The sequence below is a fragment of the Collinsella sp. AM10-26 genome, from assembly GCF_003472525.1.
GTDB lineage: Bacteria > Actinomycetota > Coriobacteriia > Coriobacteriales > Coriobacteriaceae > Collinsella.
Genome location: NZ_QRMC01000006.1, coordinates 93052 through 117905, shown reverse-complemented (window position 1 = coordinate 117905; position 24854 = coordinate 93052). Strand labels below are relative to the sequence as shown.

Sequence of the window (24854 nt, the reverse complement as noted above, 5' to 3'; positions counted from 1 at the left end):
ATACACAATGGCACACAAAAAAGGACTCGGTTCCTCCCGTAATGGCCGTGACTCCCGCGGTCAGCGCCTTGGCACGAAGCGCTTCGCCGGCCAGACGGTAACCACGGGCACGATTCTCGTCCGTCAGCACGGCACGCACATCCACCCGGGTGAGAACGTTGGCCGTGGCAAGGACGACACGCTGTTCGCGCTGGTCGACGGTACCGTTGAGTTCCACAAGGGTATCAAGCACAGGGTCAGCGTACGCCCGCTCGCGAACGCGTAATTCACCCTTCATAGAGCACATATGTGGGAGGCACTTGAGTTTTAGGATTCAAGGGTCTCCCTCTTTTTTGTAGGAGGCGATTCTGTTGTCACAGTTCACCGATATCAGCCGCATTAACGTTTGCGGCGGCGACGGCGGAGCCGGATGCATGTCGTTTAGGCGCGAGGCATTTGTTCCCAAGGGCGGCCCCGATGGCGGCGACGGCGGTCGTGGCGGCAATGTCGTCATCCAGGCCGATGCTCAGCTGTCTTCGCTGATCGATTACCGTTTTAAGCATCACTTCCGCGCCGAGCGCGGCACGCACGGCCAGGGCGCTCGTCGCAATGGCAAGAGCGGCGAGGACCTGATTCTTAAGGTCCCTATGGGTACCGTGGTGCGCGAGCTCGACCCCGAGACGCAGACCCCGATGTTCGAGATTGCCGACTTGGTGCACGATGGCGAGCGCGTCGTCGTGGCGCCCGGCGGTGCCGGTGGCCTGGGCAATACCCACTTTGTGACGTCGGTGCGCCGCGCGCCCGCGTTCGCTCAGCTGGGCGAACCGGCCGAGGAGCACTGGATTGAGCTCGAGATGAAGCTTATGGCCGATGCCGCGCTCGTGGGCTTTCCCTCGGTGGGTAAGTCTTCGCTCATTGCGCGCATGAGTGCCGCCCGTCCCAAGATCGCTGACTACCCGTTTACCACGCTCGTGCCAAACCTCGGCATGGTGCGTGCCGGCGAATATTCTTACGTCGTTGCCGACGTCCCCGGCCTTATTGAGGGCGCGAGCGAGGGCAAGGGGCTGGGCCATCAGTTCCTGCGCCACATTGAGCGCACGGCTTTGATCATGCACGTCGTCGACATGACGGGCGGGTTTGAGGATCGCGATCCGGTCGAGGATTATCGCATTATTAACCGCGAGCTCGAGCAGTATGGCGCCGAGCTTTCGGAGCGTCCGCAGATCGTTGTCGCCAACAAGTGCGATGCGCCGGGCACGGCCGACAAGATTGCCGACCTTAAGCGTGCGGCGCTCGACGATGGCCATATGTTCTTTGCCGTGTCCGCCGTGACTGGCGCCGGCCTCAACACGCTGATGCTTGCCGTGGGCGAGCAGGTGGCTAAGCTTCGCGCCGAGCTGGCGGTCTCTGATGAGCCGGTCGTTCTGCGCGACGATGAGTGGGAGCGCCGCCGCCTGCAGCGTGAGAAGCGGTTCCGCATTGTCCAGGAAGAGCCCGGTGCGTTCCGTGTGGTTGGTCGCGCGATTGAGCGCATGGTCATCCAGACCGACTGGGAAAACGAGGAAGCCATCATCTACCTGCAGCATAAGTTTGCGCGCATGGGTGTCGACGATGCGCTCGAGAAGGCCGGCTGCCGTGCGGGCGACGAGGTCCGCATTTGCCAGCGCGCCTTTGACTTTGAGGGCGCCGAGGACTTCTCGGAGTACGAGGAGCTCGAGGATGCTGGCGAGGACGTTGCCGTTGAGGCCATTGACGTGGCCGATGCTGCGGATGAGGGCGTCGAGGTTGTCGATGTGGCGGATGCCGCGGACGATGTCGAGACTCCGGAGGGCGAGTAAGCCATGTCGCTGCGCGGTGGAATCGGTCTGCCCGAGCTTCCTCTAGAGGTTGGGCAGGAGTTTAGGCTTGGCATTATGGGTGGCACCTTTGATCCCATCCATTACGGACACCTGGTGACCGCTGAGCAGGCGCGCGAGTCCCTCGACTTGGATGCCGTGCTCTTTATGCCGGCGGGCACGCCTGCCTTTAAGCTTGACAAGCCGGTGACGCCTGCCGAGGACCGTTATGCCATGACGGTTCTCGCCACCGCCGCGAACCCGGCCTTTTTGGCGAGCCGGTTCGAGATCGACCGTCCGGGCGTAACCTATACGGCCGATACGCTTCATGCCCTTCGCGACTTTTACCCGCCGCAGGTAAAGCTCTACTTTATTACGGGCGCCGACGCAATTATCGATATTGTGACCTGGCATGATGCCGAACGAATCGCTGAGCTTGCTACCTTTATTGCGGCGACGCGACCGGGCTTTGATATCGATACGGCGCGTGCCCGAATCAAAGAGTCGGGTCTGCCGTTCGACGTGCGCTATATCCAGATTCCGGCGCTGGCGATCAGCTCGACCAACATTCGTAAGCGAGTTGCCCGCGGTATGAGTGTGCGCTATCTTACGAGCGAGTCCGTGCTCGGCTATATTCGTAAACGCGGGCTGTATGCCGATCTGGGTCAAAAAGATTTTGAGTGATGGGGGTCTACGTTGCCGGTAGAGGATCAGTTTGAGGGCGATGAGCGCGCGCTGCTGGCGCGTATTCATGGGCTGCTCGATGTTCGCATGAAGGATAAGCGCAAGCGCTATGTCCATTCGCTTGGTGTTGCCGAGACTGCGTTGCACCTAGCCGAGGTGTACGGTGTCGACCGCTTTGATGCCGCCGCCGCCGGCCTGATCCATGACTGGGACAAGGTGCTCTCCGACGACGAGCTGGTCACGCGCGCTCTGCATTATGGCATTAAGATTGCCGGCTCTCCTTCCGCTGCGACGCCGCTTTTGCATGGCCCTGTTGCCGCCTGTGAGCTTCCGCAGCTTTTTCCCGAGCTGTCGCCGGCGGTCTTTCAGGCTGTCGACCGTCACACCGTGGGCGCTTGCGACATGATGCCGCTCGATATGGTGGTCTTTGTTGCCGATGCCATCGAACCCAACCGCCACGGCGATTATGCCCATGCGCTGCGCAAGATGGTGGGGAAGTCCTCGCTCGACGAGTTGTTCTTCTCCTGTTTTGCGCAGGGTCTGGTCTATGTGATTCAGACCGGGCGTTATCTTTATCCCACGGCTATTACGATTTACAACCATTACGCCCAGCTGCGCTAGCTCGGGTGCGTCTAGAAAGAGGTATTCCATGGCCGACGAGACCATGACCGACGAGCAGATTCTTGAGGGTGTGGAGCACAAGAGCTTCGCCGCCACGTCCGACCGCACCGCCGCCTCGCTGTCCGCGAGCGGTGTCGCCGCCGAGGATGTCGCCCGCGCCGCCGCGCAGGCCGCCTACGACAAGAAGGGCGAGGACGTGCAGGTGCTCGACCTGACCGAGCTTTCCGGTGTGTGCGACTACTTTGTGCTCGCCACCGGTACCAACAACCGCCAAGTCGATTCGATCGTCGACGAGATCGAGGAGAAGGTCGCCGAGGCTTGCGGCGAGCATCCGTTCTCCATCGAGGGCCGTGAGCAGAAGACCTGGATGCTCATGGACTACGGTTCTGTTGTCGTCCACGTCTTCACTCCCGAAGCCCGCGACTTCTACCGCCTAGAAAAGCTCTGGGGCGACGCCCCCCAGCTCCCCCTCAACCTCCTCTAGTAGCTCATTTGAGACGGGGTTTAGCTAACCTCACGCATATCGCCGGGCAGTTGCGGTTTTCCGCAGCTACCCGGCTTTCTTTTTACCCAAAGGTGGTTAATCGTTGAAGCGGGATTGGCGGCCGAAGGATAGGGCGGTGTCGCCGAATTTGTCTCGGACGGCGTCGATGGCGACGGAGAGGTCGCGGCGGTCGCTGGATTGGGCTCCGCGGTCATCGATCTCGCAGAACAGGTCGGTTTGGATCCCGCCTTGGTGATCGAAATCGCTCATGCCGATGCCAGCTAAGCGAACATGCATGCCTTCCTGCCAGATGTTGTCGAGCAGTTCGAGTGCAACCGCCACGAAGATGTTCTCATCGTCGGTCGGATGAGGCAGCCGCCGCTGCGCCGTTCGCCCGCTTCCATACGAATACTTGAGCTTGAGCGTCACCGTGGCGCCCGTTAGTCCCTGACGGCGCAGACGGCGTCCCACTGACTCTCCCAACAGTGCAATCGCCGCTTCGATGTCCCCACGCTCAGTCAAATCTTTCGCAAAGGTGCGCTCATTGCTCACCGATTTAACCTCGCGTTCCTCATCAAGACTCGTGACTTCGGAAACCTCGAGTCCCAGAGCACGCTGGCGCATGCGTACGCCGTTGACACCAAAAATAGAGGCCAAGGTGGATTCCGGTGCACGTGTCAGCTCGCCGAGCGTGTAGATGCGCATGCGGCGCAGTCGCTCTTCGGCCGAGCGCCCGATGCCGCTCATGGCAGATACCGGCAGCGCGGCCAAAAAGCGCTGTTCGGTTCCGGGACGCACGATGGTCAATCCAAACGGCTTGTCCCGCTCACTTGCGATCTTTGCGACCGTTTTGTTGCAGCCGACACCGATGGAGCAGGTCACGCCGAGCGCTGCCACGCGGTCGCTTATGCGTCGTGCAACCTGCAACGGGTCTTCGGGCGCAAAGCGACCCGGTGTGATATCGATAAAAGCCTCGTCGATGGATACGCGCTCAACGCGCGGGGTCTCGTCGGCGAGAATCGCCATGACCTGCGCGCTGACCTCGCGGTAGCGATCAAAATGCCCATGCGTCCAAATGGCCTGCGGACACAGGCGCCGTGCCTCGGCCGAGGGCATGGCGGAATGCACGCCAAAGCGACGCGCCTCGTAGGAGCAGGTCGATACAACACCGCGAGAATCGGCGTCACCGCCCACGATGAGCGGCTTGCCGCGCCACTCGGGGTGGTCGAGCATCTCCACGCTCGCAAAAAACGCGTCGAGGTCCATGAGGCCCACCGCCGGTCCCGTCCAGGGCGGCGGCGTGACGCCCGCAGCATCCTCATAACCGTATGTATGTTCGCGTCTTTTCATGGCATGAGTATACCGCGCAGCTCATGTGGGGTGCGTGGATGTGCTTGCAAATCGCGAATTCTTGTCTAAGATATGGATTTGCCTTCGACTACACCGAAGAAGTTGGTCTCACGGACTTCACCTGCCCGCGTCGATGGCGTATTATATTCAAATGTTTGTTTGTAGTTGCAGCCTAAAGCTGCTTGGTTGGAGGAGTTTCCTTTGGCAGTCAAGATTCGCCTTGCTCGTCACGGCGCTAAGAAGCGTCCGTACTACCGTGTCGTCGTCGCCGATTCCCGCGCCCCGCGTGACGGTCGTATCATCGAGGAGGTTGGCCGCTACAACCCGATGACCGCCCCCAAGACCATCAACCTCGATCTCGAGAAGATCGCCGACTGGCAGGCAAAGGGTGCTCAGCTCACCGACGCTGTCGTCGCTCTGGTCAAGGCCGCCAACGAGGGCGAGAAGACCGAGACCGTCGTCAAGAAGTCCAAGAAGCAGCTCGCCAAAGAGGCCGAGGCCGCTAAGGCTGCCGCTGAGGCCGCTGAGGGCGCCGAGGAGTAAATCGTGCCTGAGGTTGACGCTGCACAGCTCGAGGGTGAGGCAATGCTCTCAGATCGCATCGCCGATCTCGTCGAATATCTCGTTGTTCAGATCGTCGACGACCCGGATTCCGTGAGCCTTGAGGTCATCGATGGCGAAGACGCCTCTACTATTGAGGTTTCGGTTGCCGAGGATGACGTCGCTAAGGTCATCGGCCGTCGTGGCCGTACCATCAAGGCCATTCGCACGCTCGCCCGTGCACTGGCCGCTCGCCTCGACACTGCAGTCGAGGTAGAGGTTCTGGGCTAGGACCTTGAGGTCCCAGTACAAAAACATCGCCCGTGTGGTCAAGCCGCACGGAAGGAAGGGGGAGGTCCTCGCGCAGCCGCTGCGGGGGCTTCCTTCTGTATTGGAGCCGGGTATGCGCATCGCCTTGACGCCGCCGGCACTCAAGCGCGACCGCTTTTGCAAGGTCGTGTCCGTCACCGATACGGGCGATGGCGATCTGGTCTTGTTTGAGGGCATTGACGACTTGACGGCCGCCGAGGGCATCACGGGATGCTATGTGCTGGCAAATCGTGACGATTTTGAGCTCGATTCACTCGACGCCGCCTATACCGACCTGATGGGTCGCGAGGTGGTCGATGAGCGCTTTGGCTCGCTCGGCACGATTGTCGAGATTATGTCGACGCCCGCCAACGATGTTTGGGTTGTCGAGGGCGATCGGTACGGCGAGGTACTGATTCCCGTGATCGAGCAGGTTGTGCTCGATCTTCCCGATCAGGGGGCAATTTCCGTCCACGTTATGGATGGTTTGATCGATATGGACAAGTAGGGAGGACAACATGCTGATCGAGACCCTTTCGGTCTTTCCCGAGATGTTTGAGCCCGTCATGTCCACGTCGATTTTGGGCCGCGCCCGCAAGGCCGGCCTTTTTGATTTTAAGGCGTATAACCTGCGCGACTGGACGCACGACCGCCATCGTACCGTCGATGACGAGCCGTACGGCGGCGGGCAGGGCATGCTCATGAAGGTCGAGCCTATTGCCGAGGCCGTCGAGGCCATTAGCGCAGAGGGTCCCAAGCCCACTGTGGTGTTTTTTACCCCCTGTGGCGAGCCTTTTACGCAGCATGTGGCCGAGCGCCTACTCAAAAGTGAGCGCCTGCTGTTTGTGTGCAGTCGCTACGAGGGCGTCGATGAGCGCGCGTATGCGTATGCCGACGAGCGCCTGTCGATCGGCGACTATGTGCTCACGGGCGGCGAGCTCCCCGCCATGGTCGTGGCCGATGCTGTCGTTCGCCTCATCCCCGGCGCCCTGGGCGATGAGATGAGCAACGTGGATGAGTCCTTCTCGACTGCCGAGGACGGTGGCCTGCTCGAATATGCGCAGTACACCCGCCCCGCCGAGTTCAACGGCGAGGGTGTGCCCCCGGTGCTCGTGAGTGGCGATCATGCCAAGGTTGACGCCTGGCGCCGTAAGAATGCCATTGAGCGTACCTGCCGCTGGCGACCCGATCTGATCGAGACGGCACGGCTTACGCCCGAGGAGCGCGTGTACGCGCAAGAGATTTTGGACGCGTCGTATTCGCTAAGCGAGGAGTGAGAATGGTTCCATCGCAGCATTCCGTGCTAAAGGGTGCCTTTGAGTGGATCGTGGTCGTCGCGATTGCGCTCGTCGCCACCTTTTTGATTCGCTCGTTTGTGGTTGAACCCTTTGTGGTGCCTACCGGCTCCATGGAGTCTACGATCGAGATTGGCGATCAGATTCTGGCGCAAAAGGTGAGCCTCGAGCTCGGTCAGCCCGTCAAACAGGGCGATATTGTGGTATTCCACAACCCCGATGGCACCTCCGAGCACGATGTTCTCGTCAAGCGAGTTATTGCCACGGCCGGCCAGACGGTCGACCTTCAGGACGGCAAGGTCGTCGTCGACGGCCAGGCGCTCGATGAAGACTATACGACCGGCATGAGCTGGCCGCTTTCGGTCCAGGCGCCCGCTGCTCAGGTGAGCTATCCTTACACCGTCCCTGACGGGTGCGTGTGGGTGATGGGCGACAACCGCGAGAACTCTGCCGACTCCCGCTACTTTGGCCCGGTCGACCGTTCGGACCTGATCGCCGTGGCGCTTGTTCGCTACTGGCCGCTCAACCGTATCGGCGCTATCGACTAAAAACCGCTATAGTACAGTACCTAACCGTGTAATCGTTTCGACAAGGGGATATTAGAGGCATGAACGCTTCATCGCTTTCCTTCCAAGACATCATCCTGCGTCTCCAGCAGTACTGGGGCGAGCAGGGCTGCGTCATTATGCAGCCCTATGACTCCGAGGTCGGTGCCGGTACCTTCCACACCGCGACCACGCTGCGCTCGCTCGGTCCCGCCGAGTGGCGCACCTGCTATGCGCAGCCCTGCCGCCGTCCCGCCGACGGCCGCTACGGCGAGAACCCCAACCGCATGCAGCACTACTATCAGTTCCAGGTGCTCATCAAGCCCTCGCCGGTTAACGCCCAGGAGCTCTACCTGGGTTCGCTGGCCGCCATTGGCCTGGACCCCAACGACCATGACGTCCGCTTTGTCGAGGACGACTGGGAGAGCCCGACGCTCGGCGCCTGGGGCCTTGGCTGGGAGGTCTGGCTCAACGGCATGGAGGTCACGCAGTTTACGTACTTCCAGCAGGTGGGCGGTATCGAGGTCGACCCCGTGCCCGTCGAGATCACCTATGGCCTGGAGCGTATCGCCATGTACGCTCAGGGCGTCAACTCGGTCTACGACCTGGTGTGGAGCTACCTGCCCGACGGCACGCCCATGACCTACGGCGACGTGTTCCTCGAGAACGAGCGCGAGTTCAGTGCCTATAACTTTGAGGTCGCCAACGTCGAGATGATGCGTCAGAAGTTTGACGACTACGAGGCCGAGTGCCATTCCTGCCTGGAGCGCAAGCTTCCGCTGCCGGCGTACGACTGCGTCATGAAGTGCAGCCACGCTTTCAATCTGCTCGATGCCCGCGGCGCGCTGTCCGCGGTCGAGCGTGCCAACTACATCCTGCGCGTCCGCGCCGTTGCCAAGGCGTGCTGCGAGGCCTATATGGCCGAGGTCGCCGGAGTTAACGAGAATGCCGATCAGGAAGGCGAGGTGGCGTAAGCCATGGCAGACGCTAAGGATTTCCTGTTTGAGATCGGTACGGAGGAAATGCCCTCCGCACCGTTGAACAATGCCGTCAAGCAGCTTGGCACCATGATCGCCAAGGGCCTCGACGAGGCCGGTCTGGCCCACGGCGAGGTCCGCGTGATCTCGAGCCCGCGTCGTCTGGCTGCACTCGTTGCCAACGTCGCCACCGCGACCGATGAGGTTCACGAGGTCAAGCGTGGCCCCGCGGCCAACATTGCCTTCGACGCTGACGGTAACGCCACCAAGGCCGCCCAGGGCTTTGCCCGCAAGTGCGGTGTGGCTGCCGAGGACCTGGTCCGTCGCGAGGACACTGACGGTCGCGAGTATGTGTTCGCCGAGAAGAACATTCCCTCCGTACCGGCTACGCCGATTCTGACCGCTCTGTGCGAGAAGACCATCGCCGGCCTGCAGTGGCCCAACTACCGCAGCCAGCGCTGGGGTCACGAGCATGCGACCTTTGTTCGTCCGGTCCGCTGGATCTGCTGCCTTTTGGGCGAGGATGTTGTGCCCGTGTTGTTTGCCGACGTGACGAGCGGCAACACCACGCGCGGTCATCGCGTACTTGGCCCTGGCGACTATGTGGTTGCCAGCCCCGCTGTTTACGAGCAGGTGCTCGAGGACGCCGGTGTGCTTTCTGCCGAGCGTCGTCGTGAGGCCATCCTTGCCGGTATCGCCGAGGTCGAGGCTGCCCGTCCCGGCTGCCATGTCGATACGCCCAAGAAGGTCTTTGAGGAGGTCATTAACCTCTGCGAGTGGCCGACGGTGCTCGTCGGTACCTTCGATGAGGAGTTCCTCAAGGTCCCGCACGAGATCATCTGCGAGTCCATGCTCACCAACCAGCGCTACTTCCCGATCTATGACGGCGAGGGCAAGCTCACGCGTGAGTTCGTGGTCGTTTCCAACAGCAAGCCTGAGAATGCCGAGCGCGTGATCGACGGTAACGAGCGCGTCGTGCGCGCCCGTCTGGACGACGCAAAGTTCTTCTACGAGGAGGACCTGAAGATCTCCCTCGACGAGTTCCGTGAGCGCCTGGCCAAGGTTGCCTTCCAGGAGAAGCTCGGTAGCGTGCTCGCCAAGTCCGAGCGCATCGAGCAGCTCGCGCTCGCTATCGCCCGCGAGGCTCATCTGGGCGCCCACCTTGCCGCCGATGCCGCTCGCGCCGCGCACCTGTGCAAGGCCGATCTGGTGTCCAACGCCGTCGTCGAGTTCACGAGCCAGCAGGGCGTGATGGGCGGTTATTACGCGACCGCGATGGGGGAGAACGACGAGGTCGCCCACGCCATTCGCGATCACTATCGTCCCCGCTTTGCCGGTGACGAGCTGCCCGAGGGCACCGCTGGCTGCATCGTGGCCTGTGCCGACAAGCTCGATACCATTGCCGGTATCTTTGCCATCGGCGAGCCCCCGACCGGCTCCTCCGACCCCTATGCGCTGCGTCGTTCCGCTATCGGCATCATCAACATCCTGCGCGACCGCCTGCCGATCGACCCCACGTCGCTCATCGACTTTGCGCTCGAGCTCTATAGTGAGCAGGGCATTGAGTTCGACGCCACCGAAGTCGCCCAGCAGGTTCGCGACTTCTTCCATGGCCGCCTGGTGAGCATGGCCCGCGACGAGAAGATCCCGGCCGATACCGTTGCCGCCGTCTCTGCGGTGCACATCATCGCCCCGTCCGTCTTCTTCGCCCGCTGCGCCGCTCTCGATGAGGCCCGCAAGAACGATGCCGAGACCTTCGACAACCTGGCTACCGCCTATGCTCGCGCCGCGCACATCTCCAAGCCCGAGCTGGGTGCGGAGTACGACCGCAGCCTGATGGGCGAGGTCGAGCTTGCGCTTGCCGACGCCTCTGAGGCCGCTCAGACCGCCGTCGATGCTGCTCTCGCCGCCGAGGATTATCCTGCCGCATTTGCTGCCCTCGCCGCCCTGCGCGCGCCCATCGACCGTTTCTTCGACGAGGTTATGGTCATGGACAAGGACGAGCAGCTCCGCGATAATCGCCTTAAGCTGCTCAACCGCTTCGAGGCCGTTTTCTCCGGCATCGCCAATATCGGTGAGCTTGCCCGCAAAAAGTAAGCCAGCCTGCGCATAAGCGCAAAAGGAGCCCCGCATGGATTGCCCGGTCACCGCTCGTCCCACCGTTATCGTTATCTCCGACTCGCTCGGTGATACCGCTTGTGAGGTGGTGCTTGCGGCGTCCGGGCAATTTGATGAAGGGGTTTTTCATCTCTTGCGCCTGCCCAAGGTGAACTCGGTGGAGCAGGTTAAATCGTTTGTGGGTCCGCGCGTCGATGCGGACCATCGCGATATTGCCGTATTCCACACCATTGTCGACCCGGCGCTACGTGCTCGTGTGCTCGATTACCTGGGCATGCTGCATATTCGCTCGGTCGACCTGATCGGCCCGACGCTCGCCGTGCTGTCGTCGCTCATCGGTGTACCGCCCAAGGGCGTCGCGGGCGTGATTCACAAGACCGATGACCGCTATTTCCATCGTATCGAGGCCATGGAGTATTTCGTTGAGCACGATGACGGGCGCGGCTGCGACGATCTGTCGGGTGCCGATATCGTGCTGCTGGGCGTATCGCGCACGTCCAAGACGCCGCTGTCGATGTTTTTGGCCTTTCAAGGTTACAAGGTTGCCAATGTTCCGTTGGCCCATGGCATGGAGCCGCCCAAGTCAATTTACGAGGTCGACCCGATGCGTTTGTTTGGCCTGATTTCGACCGTCGACGTTATTTCCGAGATTCGCGATAGCCGCTTGGGCGATGACTACGCCCGTGCCGTTGCCGGCTCCTATGCCGAGCCCGAGAGCGTGCGCAGCGAGCTCGAGGAAGCTCGTGCGCTCATGAAGCGCCTAGGCTGCTTTGTGGTGCGTACCGACGGCAAGGCCATCGAGGAAAGCGCTGCCGAGATCATTAGCCATCTGGAGGAAATCAAAGAAGCCCGCGCACGCCGCGCCGCCCGTCGGGCCCAACAAACGTAGCCCATTTGGGATAAGGTTGTGTTTGGGTAGCTAATTTGGGACGGGGCTATTTTAGCTACCCATAATCCGGATACGGCTTGGGGCCGAACGCTCGTGTGGGGTAGCTAAAATAGCCCCGTCCCAAATTAGCTACCCAAAGAGACTACCTCAAAATAATGCATGATTATGGTAAAGCGATTTAGCAGTTTTTACTGCTTTTAACCTGCAATTACACTCTAGTGGTATCTTCATAAGGTAACCACCTTTACCTACCGTTTACCGCCAGTTTTAGCACGTTTACCAAACCGCGCATCCTCTGCTCAAGCCCGCTCAAAACCCGCCGTATAGTTCCCTCACGGCCCGCATCCGGCGGGTCGATTCGTTACCACGGTCGTGCGCGTAAGTGCATGGAAGGGGAAGTATCGTGAGCGATTGCAAGAGGGTTTACCGTTTTGGAACCGACGCCCAGGGCACCTGTGTCACCGAGGGCGACAAGTCCATGAACTTTGTGCTTGGCGGCAAGGGCGCTAACCTTGCCGAGATGAGCCGCATCGGCCTGCCGGTCCCCGGTGGCTTTACCATTACCTGCCAGACCTGCGTTGAATACTCCGGTGCCGGCAACGTGTGGCCCGAGGGCGCGCTCGACGAGATCGTTGCCGCCGAGGCAGACCTCGAGGACCGCTGCGGCAAGAAGCTTGGTGACGCTAACGATCCGCTGCTCGTGTCGGTTCGCTCGGGTGCTCCGTTTTCCATGCCCGGCATGATGGACACGGTTCTTAACCTGGGCCTCAACGACGACTCGGTTCAGGGTCTCATCGCCCAGACGCAAAACCCGCGCTTTGCCTGGGACAGCTATCGTCGCTTTATCCAGATGTTCTCCAACGTCGTCATGGGTGTCGATGCCGACTTGTTCGAGAATGCCCTGACCCAGGCCCGCCTGGTCGCCGGCGTTCGCGTCGATTCCGAGCTTTCGGCCGAGGACCTGCAGGAGCTCGTCGAGACGTTCAAGGGCATTTTCTCCGACAACGTCGATGCCGCCCTGTACCCCGAGCTCGATGTTGCGGACGGCAAGCCCGTCTTCCCGCACGATCCGGAGCTCCAGCTACGCCTTGCTATCCAGGCCGTCTTCGGCAGCTGGATGAACGAGCGCGCCTGCATCTACCGCAAGCAGCATGGTATCTCCGACGAGCTCGGCACCGCCGTCAACGTTCAGGCTATGGCATTTGGCAATAAGGGCGAGACCTCGGCGACCGGTGTCGCCTTTACGCGCAACCCGGCCGACGGCGCCAAGGAGTTCTACGGTGACTTTCTGGTTAACGCCCAGGGCGAGGACGTCGTCGCCGGCATCCGCAATACCGAGCCCATCGCCGACCTCAAGACCACCCCGGGCCTCGAGTCCGCAGGTGAGGAGCTTGAGTGTGTCTTCCTGACGCTTGAGGATCACTACCGTGACATGTGCGACATCGAGTTTACCATCGAGCAGGGCAAGCTCTGGATGCTCCAAACCCGCGTGGGCAAGCGTACCGCCACCGCCGCTCTGCGCATCGCTATCGAGATGGTCGAGGAAGGCCTCATCACCCGTGAGGAGGCCGTGAGCCGCATCGACCCCGCTCAGCTCGACCAGCTCCTGCACCCGCAGTTCGACTCCTCTAAGAAGTACGAGGCGCTTGCACACGGCCTTAACGCCAGTCCCGGTGCCGCCGTGGGTGAGGTCGTGTTCTCGAGCGATGACGCCGTCGCGCGTTCTGCCGAGGGCCATAAGGTCATTTTGGTCCGCTGGGAGACCAACCCCGATGACCTGAAGGGTATGGTCGCCGCCGAGGGCATCTTGACGAGCCATGGTGGCAAGACGAGCCACGCAGCCGTTATCGCCCGCGGCATGGGTACGCCCTGCGTCTGCGGTGTCGAGCGTTTCCATATCGACGCGGCCGAGAAGGTCGTGCGCATCGAGGGCAGCGACCGCGTGCTGCACGAGGGCGACATCATCTCCATCGACGGCACTCAGGGCATCGTCGTCGATGGCGCTGTCGATTTGGTCTCCGCTGAGCTCACCGGCGATCTGGACACCATCCTGTCTTGGGCCGACGAGATCCGCCTGGACGGGACCGACGGTCACGCCAACCACGTGCGCGTCAACGCCGACAACCCCGAGGATGCTGCGCTCGCGCTCGAGTTTGGCGCCGAGGCCATAGGCCTGTGCCGCACCGAGCACATGTTCCTGGGCGACCGCAAGAACATTATCCAGAGCTTCATCCTGTCCGACGACGAGGCTGTGAAGCAGCAGGCCCTGGCCGATCTGCTCAAGGTCCAGACTGAGGATTTCTTGGCGATGTTCAAGACCATGTCCGGTCGCGATGTGGTCGTTCGCCTGCTTGATCCGCCGCTGCACGAGTTCTTGGATAATCCTCGCGAGCTCGAGGTCGCCATCACCAAGAAGGAGGCCGCCGGCGCTCCCGAGGAGGAGCTCACTGCCCTGCGCGCCCGCCTGCGTCGCATTGACGGCATGGTCGAGTCCAACCCCATGCTGGGCTTGCGCGGCGTGCGCCTGTCCGTCGTCTTTGGCGATCTGCCGCTCATGCAGGTCCGCGCTGTGGCCACGGCTGCCGCCCGCCTTATCAAGGAGGGCGTCGACCCGCGCCCCGAGATTATGGTCCCGCTCGTTTCCATCACGGACGAGCATGTCCAGACCCGCGAGGTCATCGAGCGTGTCATCGCCGAGGTATCCTACGAGGAGGGCGTCGAGCTCAACATTCCCGTGGGCACGATGCTCGAGCTGCCGCGCGCCTGCATGGTCGCTGACGAGATCGCCCATCACGCCGACTTCTTCTGCTTTGGCACCAATGACCTCACCCAGACGACCTTTGGCTTCTCGCGCGACGACGCCGAGGCCAAGTTCATCCCGCTGTACATGCATAAGAAGATCTTGAAGGATAACCCCTTCGAGACCATCGACACGGCGGTGCTGGAGCTGGTGCGCATGGCTGTCGAGAAGGGCCGCGCCACCAACCCCGGCATGCACTTTGGCGTGTGCGGTGAGCACGGCGGCGACCCTAAGTCTATCAAGGGCCTGTTCAACGTGGCCGATGTGGACTATGTGTCCTGCTCGCCTTACCGCGTGCCCCTGGCGCGCCTGGCCGCCGCTCAGGCCAAGCTCGAGGCCAAGCGTTCCGCCTAACGTTTTGGGTGTAGACGCCTAGTGTAGCCCCCCTTCATGCCGCCCGTCTCATTCGTGAGGCGGGCGGTTATCATGTGCGGGTTTTGTCTTTTTGTCTGCGTAAAAAATTGTTCTTGCAGCAGAAACCCGCGCGTGTATACTCGAATACGTTTGTTCAACTACGTGCCGGCCAAGGTGGTACGGCACCTCTAGAAGAGTAAGGAATTGCACATGGATTACATCCGCGCAATCGAGCGTCAGCAGATCCGCGAGGACATTCCTCAGGTTCGCGTCGCCGACAACGTCAAGGTTCACTACCGCATTAAGGAAGGCGACCGCGAGCGCATCCAGGTCTTCCAGGGCGACGTCATCCGTATGGCCGGCGCCGGTGCCCGCGAGACCTTCACCGTCCGCAAGATGTCCTTCGGTGTCGGTGTTGAGCGTACCTTCCCGCTTCACAGCCCCAAGATCGCCAAGCTCGAGGTCGTTCGTCATGGTCGCGTCCGTCGCGCCAAGCTGTACTACCTCCGCGACAAGGTGGGCAAGGCTGCTCGCATCCCCGAGAAGCGCTAAGAAGATCGCAGCGTCTGTCCACTCGTTTGGACACAAGGGTCACCTTCGGGTGGCCCTTCTTTTTATCTGATTTGCATGCAAGGAGGGCCTGGTATGGCCAACATGACGAGCTCGGTTTCGGCATCGCAGGTTGCCGGTGAGTTGGCGAGCGCTACGTTTGAGGAGATTCCCGCCCTCGTGGAGCATTATCGCGAGGACCCGCGCCAGCAGGTGATCAAGGCTTGTGAACGCGCCCTCAAACGCCATGCCAAAGAGCTTGCAGAGCGTGAGCGCGTCAATGACATGTACGAGCTTATGCATGAGCTTGGCGGCGATGGGGTGGTCGTTGGTGTCGATGAGGTGGGTCGCGGATCGGTGGCCGGTCCTCTGACGGTGTGCGCCGTCTGTCTTCCTATGGAGCCGCGCGTCTGGGGTATCAACGATTCCAAAAAGCTCACGCCGGCGCGCCGCGAGCTGCTCTCGGTGAAGATTGCCGAGGTGGCGACGGCGATCGGTTTTTGCCATATCGCGCCTACGGATATCGATGATATGGGCATGGCCCGCGCCATCCGCGCTGCCGTCGCGGGCGCCGTGGCCGATACGCGCCTCGAGCCCGACTGCGTCCTCATGGATGGCAACCCCTTGGGCGCCGTTCCTAACGAGCGCGATGTGGTGAAGGGCGATGCCAAAATCGCCTGCATCGCCGCTGCGTCCATCATGGCCAAGGTCACGCGTGACGAGATGATGGTCGAGTACGACGCCGAGTACCCCGAGTACCATCTGGCCGAGTCGAAGGGCTATGCAAGCCCCGAGCATATCGAGGCCATTCGCAAACATGGACTTTGTCCACTGCACCGCGTGAGCTTTTGCGGAAACTTTTTGCAGACTGAGCGCCTTTTCTAGATCAATTGTGGAGAAAGGGACCCCTGGCGTTTTATAAACCTGCTGGTAGCGGGCCGTGTGCAACGTGATTGTTGCGTACGGCCCATTTTTTGTCGGTATTTGGTCAGCTTTTGGTTTGCATCCGGTACTTACCCGCATGAAAGGTGCCCTCATCATCGGGGCAATGCAGTGTGCGGGAAAGGAGACCCATGAGTGCCGCAAGCAAAAAGAGCAAGACGCAGCAGCTCAAGGAGCGTTGGGAAAACGGCGAGCTCGATTGTGGGGCGATGACGCCCGAGCTTATCAAGGGACTCAGCCCCCGCGAGCTGGGCATGCTGGGCGAGCTGATCACCATCGACTACTTTAACGAGCGCGGCTACACCTTGCTGGAGCAGGGCTATCGTTGCACCGAGGGTGAGGCCGATCTGGTGCTGCTCGATGAGCTCGACGATGTCGTGGTGATGGCCGAGGTCAAGACCAGACGCGTTGCACTGGATTGCAGCACGCGGGTCTTTCCCGAGGAGGCCGTGGACGCCCAAAAACAACGCCGCTACCGCCGCATCGCAAGTTGCTATCTCATGGAGCATTATCCGCTCAAGGCGATTCGCTTCGATGCCGTGGGCGTCACCATCCGCGGCGGGCATATCGCCGAGATCGAGCATCAGTACAACGCATTCGATTGGCAGGTGTCGTGATGGCGTTCGAGACGTTTGCCGTTCACGCGGCCTGCATCCGCGGCGTCGAGGCGATTCACGTCACGGTCGAGGTCTCGCTTGCCGGTGGCGTTCCGGGCATCCAGATGCTCGGCATTCCGAGTATGGAGGTGATGGAGTCACGCGGTCGTATTCGCTGCGCGATGCGCTCCGCCGGGTTCGAGATTCCGCGCTCGGGCATTACGGTCAATCTGGCGCCCGGCGATATTCGCAAGACCGGTAGCGGCTTTGATTTGCCCATCGCCATTGCGGTATTGGCGGCCGATGGTCAGATTCCCCGCGACAACCTCGATCGTTGTCTTATCGCAGGTGAGCTTGGCTTGGACGGTACGGTGCTTCCTGTCAAGGGCGAGGTGGCGTTTCAGCTATTGGCACGTGATATGGGGCTGTCCTTTATCGCCGGCAGGTCCGATCAGCATGTGCCGCTTGCGGGCGTTGACTGCGGGTTTATCGACCATCTATCTCAGCTTGCCCATGGCATGGGGGACGCCGCGCGGCATTATCTGGATTCTGAAGTGCTCGAGGCGACCTTTGAGCCCGAGCTCGACTATGCCGACGTACTGGGGCAGGAAGTCGCTAAACGCGGCATGGCGCTTGCGGCGGCAGGAGAACTCGGACTGCTCATGATTGGGTCCCCGGGATCGGGCAAGACGATGCTTGCGCGCCGTATGACCGGCATCCTGCCCGAGCTTTCCGTTGAAGATCAACAGGAGGCGCTGTGCATCCATTCGGTTTTGGGTGAGAACATTGATGGCTTGTTGGCGGGGCACCGGCCCTTCCGCAGTCCCCACCACAGTATTTCGACCGCAGGCCTTATCGGCGGAGGACGCCCGGTGCATCCGGGTGAGATCAGCCTTGCTCATGGCGGCGTGCTCTTTTTGGACGAGCTTGCCGAGTTTCCCACGGGTGTGCTGCAGACGCTGCGTCAGCCCATCGAACGCGGCTATGTGAGGATCGTACGCGTCGACGGGGCCTTTACCTTCCCGTCGCGCTTTCAGCTGCTGGCCGCGAGCAATCCCTGTCCCTGCGGCTTTTTGGGCGATCGCGAGGTGCCATGCCGCTGCTCGGCATCGATGGTGGAGCGCTATCGGGCAAAGCTGCGCGGTCCTTTGGCCGACCGTATCGACATGATGATCGATGTGACCCGTCCCGACCCCCAAGTGATTATCGAGGGTGCGGAGGGTATGTCGTCGGCCGAGTTGCGTGACTTCGTTGTGCGCGGTCGTGCTTTTCGCGCTTGGCGCGAATCCCGTATGGACGATGCGGACGCCGAGGCCGAGGATGATGAGACGCGGTCCATTGACGGCGTCGTTTCGACCTTTGAGCTCGATGATGCGGCGGAGAAGTGTGTGCTCGGCCTGTCAAAGCGCACGCATCTCACGGGCCGCGGCATCGTGCGCCTGGTGCGTATCGCACGTACCATCGCCGACGTCGCCGAGAGCGAGCAGGTGACGCAGGATCACGTGCTCGAGGCGGCGATGTACCAGGGAAGGAGGGACCAATGATGGCCGAGGGGACCTTCGAGCTGCATCCAGGTGACGCGTTGTATCCCGAGACCGTTTTGGAGCTTTCTGATGTACCCCAGACGCTCTTTGTGCGCGGCAACCCCGAGGTGCTTTCGACGCCTGCGCTCTCCATCATCGGCGCGCGCAAGGCCTCTCCGTATGGTCTTGCCGTGGCAGAGCTTGCGGCAAAGGTGGCGGTCGAGGCGGGAGTGACGGTTGTTTCGGGCGGCGCGGTCGGTTGTGACCAGGCCTCGGGTTGGGCTGCGGTCAACGCCGGCGGCAAACACGTCGTGGTGCTGGGGACGGGCGCCGACGTGGTTTACCCGCGTTCGAGCGCGGGGCTTATTACTCGCACGCTCGATACGGGTGGCGCGATCGTGTCGATCTCTCCGTGGGGCATGGGTCCGCGCAGGTTTGCCTTTCCGCGCCGCAATCGTGTGATCGCGGCCCTGTCGCAAGCCCTCTTTGTATCCGAGGCGGGTATGCCTTCCGGGACGTTTTCTACAGCCGAGGCTGCTATGGATTTGGGGCGCGAACTTCTTGCCGTGCCGGGGTCGATCCTATCGCCCGAGTCGCGTGGCACGAATTACCTCATTGCGAACGGTGCCTGCTGCATCATCGACGAGGAATCTATTGAGATGGCTATTTCACGCATCTACGGCACCCTGCGCTACTCGCGCCCCGATGCTCCCGGTATTGCCGACTTGGATCCAACACGGCAGACCGTGATGCATGCGCTCATCGCCTCTCCGCTCAAGGTCGATGACATCGCGGCGCTCGTCTCGCTCGATGCCGTCGGCGTACTCAAACTCCTAGGTTCGCTTGAGCTCGAGGGTCTTATCGAGCGCATGATGGATGGAAGGTATGCGCCCTCCAAGTTTGCCCTTCACGCCCAGACCCCCTTCGGTCACAATGGAAAACGTGTCAATTAGAAAGGTGTTTGCAGATGCTGTTTGATCAGGTGACGGTTATCGGTGGCGGTTTGGCGGGTTCGGAATGCGCGATCCAGCTGGCAGACCGCGGATTCGCCGTAAAGCTGTGCGAGATGCGCCCCCAGGTGAGCTCCCCGGCCCACCATACCGATCACCTGGCAGAGCTCGTCTGCTCCAATTCGTTTAAGTCGACCCGTCCGGACTCTGCGGCTGGTTTGCTGAAGGCCGAGCTTGAGCGCATGGGCTCGGTCCTGCTCGATTGCGCCCGTCGCGCGGCTGTTCCCGCCGGTGGTGCCCTGGCGGTCGACCGTGTCAAGTTTTCCGAGCTTGTCGAGGCCGAGGTTGCCGCCCGTCCCAATATCGAGATCATTCACGGCGAGGTCACGCGGATTCCCGAGGGTCACGTGGTCATTGCCGCCGGCCCCTTGTGCTCGCCGGCGCTGAGCGAAGAGGTCATGAAGCTCGTCGGTGGCGACGCCCTTGCGTTCTTCGATGCCGCGGCACCGATCGTCGATGCCTCCACGCTTGATATGGACGTGCTGTTCTCGCAGTCGCGCTACGAGGAACAGGGGAGTGGCGACTACCTCAATGCCCCGCTCAACAAGGAAGAGTACGAGGCCTTTATCGAGGCGCTCACCACGGCCGACCGCGTGGTGCTCAAGGACTTTGAGGGCGGCGATCTGTTCCAGGCATGCCAGCCTGCCGAGGAGGTTGCGCGCACCGGCAAGGACGCCATTCGCTTTGGCGCCATGAAGCCCGTCGGCCTCACCGACCCGCGTACCGGACGTCGCCCCTGGGCAGCGATTCAGCTGCGTGCCGAGAACAAGGAGAAGACTGCCTATAACCTGGTGGGCTTCCAGACCAACCTGACCTTTGGCGAGCAGAAGCGCGTCTTCCATATGGTGCCGGGCCTGGAGAACGCCGAGTTCTTCCGCTACGGTGTCATGCACCGCAATACCTTTGTCGACGCCCCGCACGTGCTCGATGGCACCTTTGCCGTGCCCGGTACGAGCGTGCGCCTTGCCGGCCAGATCACCGGCACCGAAGGCTATATGGAGGCCGTGGCGACCGGTCTGCTCGCCGCGCTCAACACCTATGCCGAGGCAATCGAGGCGGAGCCTGTTGAGCTGCCGCGCGTGGGCGCCCTGGGTGCGCTCGTGGGCTATGCGACCGATCCTGCCACCGTGGGCTATCAGCCCATGCACGTCAACTTTGGCCTCGTGCCACCGCTCGAGGACGGCAAGCGCCGCAGTAAGCGCGACCGCTACCAGGCCTATGCGGACCGTGCGCTCGAAGCTCTTGATGCCTATCTGGCCACTCGCCCCGATCTGTTTGGAGGCGACCGGTCATAGCCTTTGACCTGTACGACACCATCGACTCGTTCATCGCCTATATTGCTCGCGTCGAAGGGCTCGCTCCCAACACGGTGACCGCCTACGCTTCGCGGCTGGAGCGTTTCGCTTCATGGTGCGAGCGCGAAGGCGTCGATGCGCGTGCCGCCGACGTACGGACGGTTCGCTCCTATTTGGCCGAGCTGTCGCGTGACCAGGTGGCGGCTCGGACCCTTGCGGCGCACTTGTCTGCCATTCGCTCACTTTATCGATGGATGGCTGCCGAGGGGATCGTTGAGGGCGATGCGGTCTCGGCGATATCCTCGCCCAAGCTCCCGCGTGATCTGCCCGGTGTGCTGACGAACCAACAGGTGGAGGCGCTCCTCAAAGCCCCCGATACCTCAACTCCCGCGGGATTGCGCGATGCGGCGATGCTCGAGCTGCTCTATGCCTCCGGCGCCCGCATCTCTGAGCTCGCGGCGCTCAATGTGGAGTCCATCGCTTGGTCCGAGCGAACGTTGCGACTTTGGGGTAAGGGGAGCAAGGAGCGTATTGTGCCGCTCTATCGGCGTGCTCTCGAGGCGGCCCGTCTCTATATAGAGGAGGGGAGGCCGGAGCTCCTTGCGCAGGCAAGGCGAAGCGACGGCGCAAACGGCGTGCATCCGCTGCTTTTATCGGCGCGCGGCAATCGCATGAGCGCCGCCATGCTCAGGCGGCGGTTCCATACGCTGGCGACGCTCGCCGGCATTCCGGCCGACATCGCCCCGCATGCGATGCGCCATACCTTTGCGACCGACTTGCTCGAGGGCGGTGCGGACCTGCGCTCGGTTCAAGAGCTGCTGGGTCATGCGAGCCTGTCCACGACGCAGATCTACACGCATCTCACGCCCGATCGGCTTAAGCGGGCCGTGGCTCAAGCCCATCCCCGCGGCGAATAGTGGCTGGGACGTCCTGCGCCGCACTCAGGTGTGTGGTTTTGATTGCGGGTTGGCAGGAAGATGCATTCCTGCTATCATTCATCGGGTTGCTTCACGGCAACAGGTTTTTATCACGCACGCGCGGCTACTTCATACCGTGGTGCCCGGGCTTTGGTGGCACATGTCCGGGTTGGTTTTGGAGGATGACCCCGCGCGGAGGCAAACCACAGGAGGTTTAACATGGCTACCAAGATTAATATCCGCACCCTGCTCGAGGCCGGCTGCCACTTCGGTCACCAGACCCGTCGCTGGAACCCCAAGATGAAGCCGTTCATCTTCGGTGAGCGCAACGGCATCTACATCCTCGACCTCAAGCAGACCATCCTCGACGCCGACCAGGCCTACACCTTCGTCAAGAACGTCGCCAAAGGTGGCAACGTGCTGTTCGTCGGCACCAAGAAGCAGGCTCAGGAGGCCGTCAAGAACGCTGCTGAGCGCGCCAACATGCCCTACATCAACCAGCGTTGGCTCGGCGGCATGCTGACCAACTTCGTCACCATCCGCTCCCGCATCAACCGCATGGAGGAGCTCGAGGCCATGGTCGATGACGGCCGCATGGCAGTGCTCCCCAAGAAGGAGCAGGCTGTGCTCGGCAAGGAGCTCACCAAGCTCCAGACCAACCTCGGTGGCGCCCGCGACATGAAGGGTCTGCCCCAGGCTCTCTTCGTCATCGACACCAAGCGCGAGGAGAACGCCATCAAGGAGGCCCAGCGCCTGAACATCCCCGTCGTCGCTCTGATCGACACCAACTCCGATCCCGACGAGGTCGAGTACGGCATCCCCTGCAACGATGACGCTATCTCCGCTGTCACCCTTATGTGCGAGCTCATGGCTGACGCCTGCCTCGCTGGCTCCGGCAAGGAGCAGGTCTCCGAGGCCGAGATGGCCGCTGAGCCCAAGGCCGAGTAAATCAGTCTTAGTTAATTCTTTTTCATCTCTTTGAAAGGAACCACAATGGCCCAGATTACCGCCGCTATGGTCAAGCAGCTTCGCGAGATGACCGACTCCCCGATGATGGAGTGCAAGAAGGCTCTCGTCGAGGCTGACGGCGACATGGACGCCGCTGTCGACATTCTGCGTAAGAACGGCCTTGCCAAGGCCGCCAAGAAGGCTGGCCGTGAGACCAACGAGGGCGCTGTCGCCGCGTTCGTCTCCGAGGATGGCAAGACCGGCGCTCTGCTCGAGCTCTCCTGCGAGACCGACTTCGTTGGCTCCAACGCCAAGTTCACCGGCTTTGCTTCCAAGGTCGCTGAGGTTGTCGCTACCACCGAGCCTGCTGACGTCGACGCTCTGCTTGAGAAGCCGATGGGCGAGGAGACCGTTTCCTCCGAGCTCACCGAGATGATTCACATCATGGGCGAGAACATGAAGATCTCCCGCTTCGCCGCCCGTAAGGCCGAGAACGGCGCTCTCGCTTCTTACATCCACATGGGTGGTAAGATCGGCGTCCTCGTCGAGTTTGCTTTCGAGAAGGCCGAGACCGCTCAGGCTGAGTCCTTCAAGACCTTCGCTCACGACGTTGCCCTTCAGGTTGCCGCCGTCGCCCCGATCTGCGCTACCCGCGATCAGGTTCCGGCCGAGACCGTCGAGCACGAGAAGCAGATCTACATGGCTCAGGCTGCCGAGTCCGGCAAGCCCGAGGCTATCCAGGAGAAGATGGCTGTCGGCCGTCTGGAGAAGTTCTACAAGCAGTCCGTGCTCACCGAGCAGGAGTTCATCAAGGACAGCTCCCTCACCATCAAGAAGTACGCTGAGCAGGTCTCCAAGGAGCTCGGCGACACCATTACCGTCGTTGCCTTTGACCGTCTGGTCCGTGGCGAGTAAATAAGCTCTTGTAGCTGGTAATGAGCAGGCTGTGGGTTTTACTCACAGCCTGCTTTTTCATGGCTCCCCGTTAAGCCTTTGTTATCATATTAAAAGTCTAATTAAAGGAGGATCGCTTTGTCCGACATCCGATATAAACGCGTGCTTCTGAAGCTTTCCGGCGAAGCACTGATGGGCGACGGCCAATATGGCATTGACCCCAAGGTTACCGACCATCTTGCCAAGCAGGTCAAGGAGCTGCTCGCCGTTGGTCATGAGGTCGGCGTCGTTGTCGGCGGTGGCAATATTTTCCGCGGCATGGCCGGCGCTGCCGGTGGCATGGAGCGTGCTCAGGCCGACTACATGGGCATGCTGGCAACCGTTATGAACGCGCTTGCCCTGCAGGATGCCTTCGAGCATAACGATGTTCCCTGCCGCGTGATGAGCGCTATCCAGATGAACGAGATCTGCGAGCCCTATATTCGCCGTCGCGCCATCAATCACCTTTCCAAGGGCAACGTCGTTATTTTTGCCGCCGGTTCGGGCAATCCGTACTTTACGACCGACACCGCTGCGGCTCTTCGTGCGTGCGAGATCGGCGCCGAGATTCTGATTAAAGCCACCAAGGTTGACGGCATCTACGACAAGGATCCCGTCAAGTGTGCTGACGCCGTCCGGTTTGACAAGATCACCTACCATGAGGTGCTCGTCCGCGGTCTGCAAGTTATGGATTCCACGGCTACGGCACTGTGCCAGGATAACCGTATGCCGATTTTGGTCCTCAACATCGATGGCGAGGACACCGTCAAGCGCGCGCTTTCGGGTGAGCCCGTCGGCACGCTCGTCTATCAGGAGGATTAAGCATGGCAGAGAACATCACCGCCCACATGGACAAGTCGCTCGAGTCCCTCAAGCATAACTTCTCCAAGGTCCGTACCGGTCGCGCCAACGCTAACATTCTGTCCGACATCACCGTCGATTATTACGGTGTTCCCACGCCGGTCACGCAGGTTGCCGCTGTAAAGACCCCCGAGGCCCACATGCTGCTCATCGAGCCGTGGGACAAGGCGCTCATCAACGCTATCGTCAAGGCCATCGGCGCTTCCGATCTGGGTATTACCCCCAACTCCGATGGCACCGTCGTTCGTCTGCCGTTCCCGGCTCCCACCGAGGAGCGCCGTCGCGAGCTCGTCAAGGAGTGCCGCGAGTACGCTGAGCAGGCCAAGGTGTCTATCCGTAACATCCGTCGCGACTTCAACAACAAGCTCGAGCGCGATGAGGAGCTCACCGAGGACGATGTCCGTCGCGAGCAGGCTAAGGTCCAGAAGCACACCGATGAGTATGTCGCCAAGGTCGAGGAGCTTCTGAAGGAAAAAGAAGCCGAGGTCATGGAGATCTAA

The 24854-nt window shown here is 61.3% G+C and carries 26 protein-coding genes; 25 read left to right on the top strand and 1 reads right to left on the bottom strand.

What is annotated here, in order from left to right; all coding sequences use genetic code 11:
• Nucleotides 1–7 precede the first annotated feature (7 nt).
• From rpmA to rsfS, 5 genes are all read left to right on the top strand, one after another.
• Complete coding sequence (gene rpmA, locus DW123_RS06855) at nt 8–265, top strand: 50S ribosomal protein L27 (protein WP_089573443.1); 258 nt, start codon at nt 8–10, stop codon at nt 263–265.
• A gap of 85 nt (nt 266–350) precedes the next feature.
• Entirely contained in the window at nt 351–1817 is a 1467-nt protein-coding gene (gene obgE, locus DW123_RS06850) for a GTPase ObgE (protein WP_199406634.1), read from the top strand.
• Between the two features lie 3 nt (nt 1818–1820).
• Entirely contained in the window at nt 1821–2498 is a 678-nt protein-coding gene (gene nadD, locus DW123_RS06845; protein WP_117735145.1) for a nicotinate-nucleotide adenylyltransferase, read from the top strand.
• A gap of 87 nt (nt 2499–2585) precedes the next feature.
• A complete protein-coding gene (gene yqeK / locus DW123_RS06840) occupies nt 2586–3119 on the top strand; it encodes a bis(5'-nucleosyl)-tetraphosphatase (symmetrical) YqeK (RefSeq protein ID WP_199412313.1) in 534 nt (177 codons plus the stop codon).
• A 28-nt stretch (nt 3120–3147) separates the two neighbouring features.
• Complete coding sequence (gene rsfS, locus DW123_RS06835) at nt 3148–3603, top strand: ribosome silencing factor (protein WP_118273327.1); 456 nt, start codon at nt 3148–3150, stop codon at nt 3601–3603.
• A 96-nt stretch (nt 3604–3699) separates the two neighbouring features.
• Here the strand turns inward: rsfS and dinB are convergent, their stop codons facing one another.
• Nucleotides 3700–4953 carry a DNA polymerase IV gene (dinB, locus tag DW123_RS06830; RefSeq protein ID WP_118273328.1) on the bottom strand — a complete coding sequence of 418 codons (1254 nt, stop codon included), beginning with the start codon at nt 4951–4953 and terminating at the stop codon, nt 3700–3702.
• A gap of 201 nt (nt 4954–5154) precedes the next feature.
• Here dinB and rpsP point away from each other — a divergent pair, with 201 nt between their 5' ends.
• The 20 genes from rpsP (at nt 5155) to frr (ending at nt 24854) form a co-directional block, all read left to right on the top strand.
• The gene (rpsP, locus tag DW123_RS06825) at nt 5155–5496 is read left to right on the top strand and encodes a 30S ribosomal protein S16 (RefSeq protein WP_117735148.1); all 342 of its coding nucleotides are present in this window, start codon (nt 5155–5157) and stop codon (nt 5494–5496) included.
• Between the two features lie 42 nt (nt 5497–5538).
• Entirely contained in the window at nt 5539–5784 is a 246-nt protein-coding gene (locus DW123_RS06820; RefSeq protein ID WP_229042092.1) for a KH domain-containing protein, read from the top strand.
• A 34-nt stretch (nt 5785–5818) separates the two neighbouring features.
• On the top strand, nt 5819–6310 hold the full coding sequence (rimM, locus tag DW123_RS06815; RefSeq protein ID WP_233505236.1) for a ribosome maturation factor RimM: 492 nt from the start codon (nt 5819–5821) through the stop codon (nt 6308–6310).
• Between the two features lie 10 nt (nt 6311–6320).
• Nucleotides 6321–7079: a tRNA (guanosine(37)-N1)-methyltransferase TrmD gene (trmD, locus tag DW123_RS06810; protein WP_118273329.1), complete on the top strand. Its 759-nt coding sequence runs from the start codon at nt 6321–6323 to the stop codon at nt 7077–7079.
• Between the two features lie 2 nt (nt 7080–7081).
• Nucleotides 7082–7645, top strand: a complete 564-nt coding sequence (gene lepB / locus DW123_RS06805; RefSeq protein WP_118273330.1) for a signal peptidase I — start codon at nt 7082–7084, stop codon at nt 7643–7645.
• Nucleotides 7646–7704: 59 nt separating this feature from the next.
• Nucleotides 7705–8616: a glycine--tRNA ligase subunit alpha gene (locus DW123_RS06800; protein ID WP_006236091.1), complete on the top strand. Its 912-nt coding sequence runs from the start codon at nt 7705–7707 to the stop codon at nt 8614–8616.
• Nucleotides 8617–8619: 3 nt separating this feature from the next.
• Nucleotides 8620–10716 (top strand): glycine--tRNA ligase subunit beta, encoded by a 2097-nt coding sequence (glyS, locus tag DW123_RS06795; protein ID WP_118273331.1) that lies wholly within the window; start codon nt 8620–8622, stop codon nt 10714–10716.
• Between the two features lie 34 nt (nt 10717–10750).
• Entirely contained in the window at nt 10751–11626 is an 876-nt protein-coding gene (locus DW123_RS06790; protein ID WP_118273332.1) for a pyruvate, water dikinase regulatory protein, read from the top strand.
• A gap of 403 nt (nt 11627–12029) precedes the next feature.
• On the top strand, nt 12030–14780 hold the full coding sequence (gene ppdK, locus DW123_RS06785) for a pyruvate, phosphate dikinase (protein WP_118273333.1): 2751 nt from the start codon (nt 12030–12032) through the stop codon (nt 14778–14780).
• Nucleotides 14781–14990: 210 nt separating this feature from the next.
• Nucleotides 14991–15332: a 50S ribosomal protein L19 gene (gene rplS / locus DW123_RS06780; protein ID WP_006236098.1), complete on the top strand. Its 342-nt coding sequence runs from the start codon at nt 14991–14993 to the stop codon at nt 15330–15332.
• A 93-nt stretch (nt 15333–15425) separates the two neighbouring features.
• Complete coding sequence (locus DW123_RS06775; protein WP_117735156.1) at nt 15426–16214, top strand: ribonuclease HII; 789 nt, start codon at nt 15426–15428, stop codon at nt 16212–16214.
• Nucleotides 16215–16402: 188 nt separating this feature from the next.
• Entirely contained in the window at nt 16403–16888 is a 486-nt protein-coding gene (locus tag DW123_RS06770; protein WP_117735157.1) for a YraN family protein, read from the top strand.
• A complete protein-coding gene (locus DW123_RS06765; RefSeq protein WP_117735158.1) occupies nt 16888–18411 on the top strand; it encodes a YifB family Mg chelatase-like AAA ATPase in 1524 nt (507 codons plus the stop codon). Before DW123_RS06770 ends, DW123_RS06765 begins: the two co-directional genes overlap by 1 nt.
• Complete coding sequence (locus tag DW123_RS06760) at nt 18408–19343, top strand: DNA-processing protein DprA (RefSeq protein ID WP_369831512.1); 936 nt, start codon at nt 18408–18410, stop codon at nt 19341–19343. Before DW123_RS06765 ends, DW123_RS06760 begins: the two co-directional genes overlap by 4 nt.
• A 14-nt stretch (nt 19344–19357) precedes the next feature.
• On the top strand, nt 19358–20695 hold the full coding sequence (gene trmFO / locus DW123_RS06755) for a methylenetetrahydrofolate--tRNA-(uracil(54)-C(5))-methyltransferase (FADH(2)-oxidizing) TrmFO (protein WP_117735159.1): 1338 nt from the start codon (nt 19358–19360) through the stop codon (nt 20693–20695).
• Nucleotides 20692–21612: a tyrosine recombinase gene (locus DW123_RS06750; RefSeq protein WP_369833515.1), complete on the top strand. Its 921-nt coding sequence runs from the start codon at nt 20692–20694 to the stop codon at nt 21610–21612. Before trmFO ends, DW123_RS06750 begins: the two co-directional genes overlap by 4 nt.
• 219 nt (nt 21613–21831) lie before the next feature.
• Nucleotides 21832–22560: a 30S ribosomal protein S2 gene (rpsB, locus tag DW123_RS06745; RefSeq protein ID WP_117735161.1), complete on the top strand. Its 729-nt coding sequence runs from the start codon at nt 21832–21834 to the stop codon at nt 22558–22560.
• A 45-nt stretch (nt 22561–22605) separates the two neighbouring features.
• Nucleotides 22606–23475: a translation elongation factor Ts gene (tsf, locus tag DW123_RS06740; protein ID WP_118273334.1), complete on the top strand. Its 870-nt coding sequence runs from the start codon at nt 22606–22608 to the stop codon at nt 23473–23475.
• 117 nt (nt 23476–23592) lie between these two features.
• Entirely contained in the window at nt 23593–24315 is a 723-nt protein-coding gene (gene pyrH / locus DW123_RS06735; protein ID WP_035138557.1) for a UMP kinase, read from the top strand.
• 2 nt (nt 24316–24317) lie between these two features.
• The gene (frr, locus tag DW123_RS06730; protein WP_006236112.1) at nt 24318–24854 is read left to right on the top strand and encodes a ribosome recycling factor; all 537 of its coding nucleotides are present in this window, start codon (nt 24318–24320) and stop codon (nt 24852–24854) included.

Excerpts from the sequence above, each read along its gene's own strand:
- DW123_RS06760 (WP_369831512.1), top strand. The coding sequence starts at position 18,408 with ATGATGGCCGAGGGGACCTTCGAGCTGCATCCAGGTGACGCGTTGTAT.
- tsf (WP_118273334.1), top strand. The coding sequence starts at position 22,606 with ATGGCCCAGATTACCGCCGCTATGGTCAAGCAGCTTCGCGAGATGACC.
- trmFO (WP_117735159.1), top strand. The coding sequence starts at position 19,358 with ATGCTGTTTGATCAGGTGACGGTTATCGGTGGCGGTTTGGCGGGTTCG.
- glyS (WP_118273331.1), top strand. The coding sequence starts at position 8,620 with ATGGCAGACGCTAAGGATTTCCTGTTTGAGATCGGTACGGAGGAAATG.
- DW123_RS06765 (WP_117735158.1), top strand. The coding sequence starts at position 16,888 with ATGGCGTTCGAGACGTTTGCCGTTCACGCGGCCTGCATCCGCGGCGTC.
- rplS (WP_006236098.1), top strand. The coding sequence starts at position 14,991 with ATGGATTACATCCGCGCAATCGAGCGTCAGCAGATCCGCGAGGACATT.
- DW123_RS06800 (WP_006236091.1), top strand. The coding sequence starts at position 7,705 with ATGAACGCTTCATCGCTTTCCTTCCAAGACATCATCCTGCGTCTCCAG.
- rsfS (WP_118273327.1), top strand. The coding sequence starts at position 3,148 with ATGGCCGACGAGACCATGACCGACGAGCAGATTCTTGAGGGTGTGGAG.
- trmD (WP_118273329.1), top strand. The coding sequence starts at position 6,321 with ATGCTGATCGAGACCCTTTCGGTCTTTCCCGAGATGTTTGAGCCCGTC.
- frr (WP_006236112.1), top strand. The coding sequence starts at position 24,318 with ATGGCAGAGAACATCACCGCCCACATGGACAAGTCGCTCGAGTCCCTC.
- lepB (WP_118273330.1), top strand. The coding sequence starts at position 7,082 with ATGGTTCCATCGCAGCATTCCGTGCTAAAGGGTGCCTTTGAGTGGATC.
- DW123_RS06770 (WP_117735157.1), top strand. The coding sequence starts at position 16,403 with ATGAGTGCCGCAAGCAAAAAGAGCAAGACGCAGCAGCTCAAGGAGCGT.
- rpsB (WP_117735161.1), top strand. The coding sequence starts at position 21,832 with ATGGCTACCAAGATTAATATCCGCACCCTGCTCGAGGCCGGCTGCCAC.
- DW123_RS06775 (WP_117735156.1), top strand. The coding sequence starts at position 15,426 with ATGGCCAACATGACGAGCTCGGTTTCGGCATCGCAGGTTGCCGGTGAG.
- DW123_RS06790 (WP_118273332.1), top strand. The coding sequence starts at position 10,751 with ATGGATTGCCCGGTCACCGCTCGTCCCACCGTTATCGTTATCTCCGAC.
- dinB (WP_118273328.1), bottom strand. The coding sequence starts at position 4,953 with ATGAAAAGACGCGAACATACATACGGTTATGAGGATGCTGCGGGCGTC.
- rpmA (WP_089573443.1), top strand. The coding sequence starts at position 8 with ATGGCACACAAAAAAGGACTCGGTTCCTCCCGTAATGGCCGTGACTCC.
- yqeK (WP_199412313.1), top strand. The coding sequence starts at position 2,586 with ATGAAGGATAAGCGCAAGCGCTATGTCCATTCGCTTGGTGTTGCCGAG.
- nadD (WP_117735145.1), top strand. The coding sequence starts at position 1,821 with ATGTCGCTGCGCGGTGGAATCGGTCTGCCCGAGCTTCCTCTAGAGGTT.
- DW123_RS06820 (WP_229042092.1), top strand. The coding sequence starts at position 5,539 with ATGCTCTCAGATCGCATCGCCGATCTCGTCGAATATCTCGTTGTTCAG.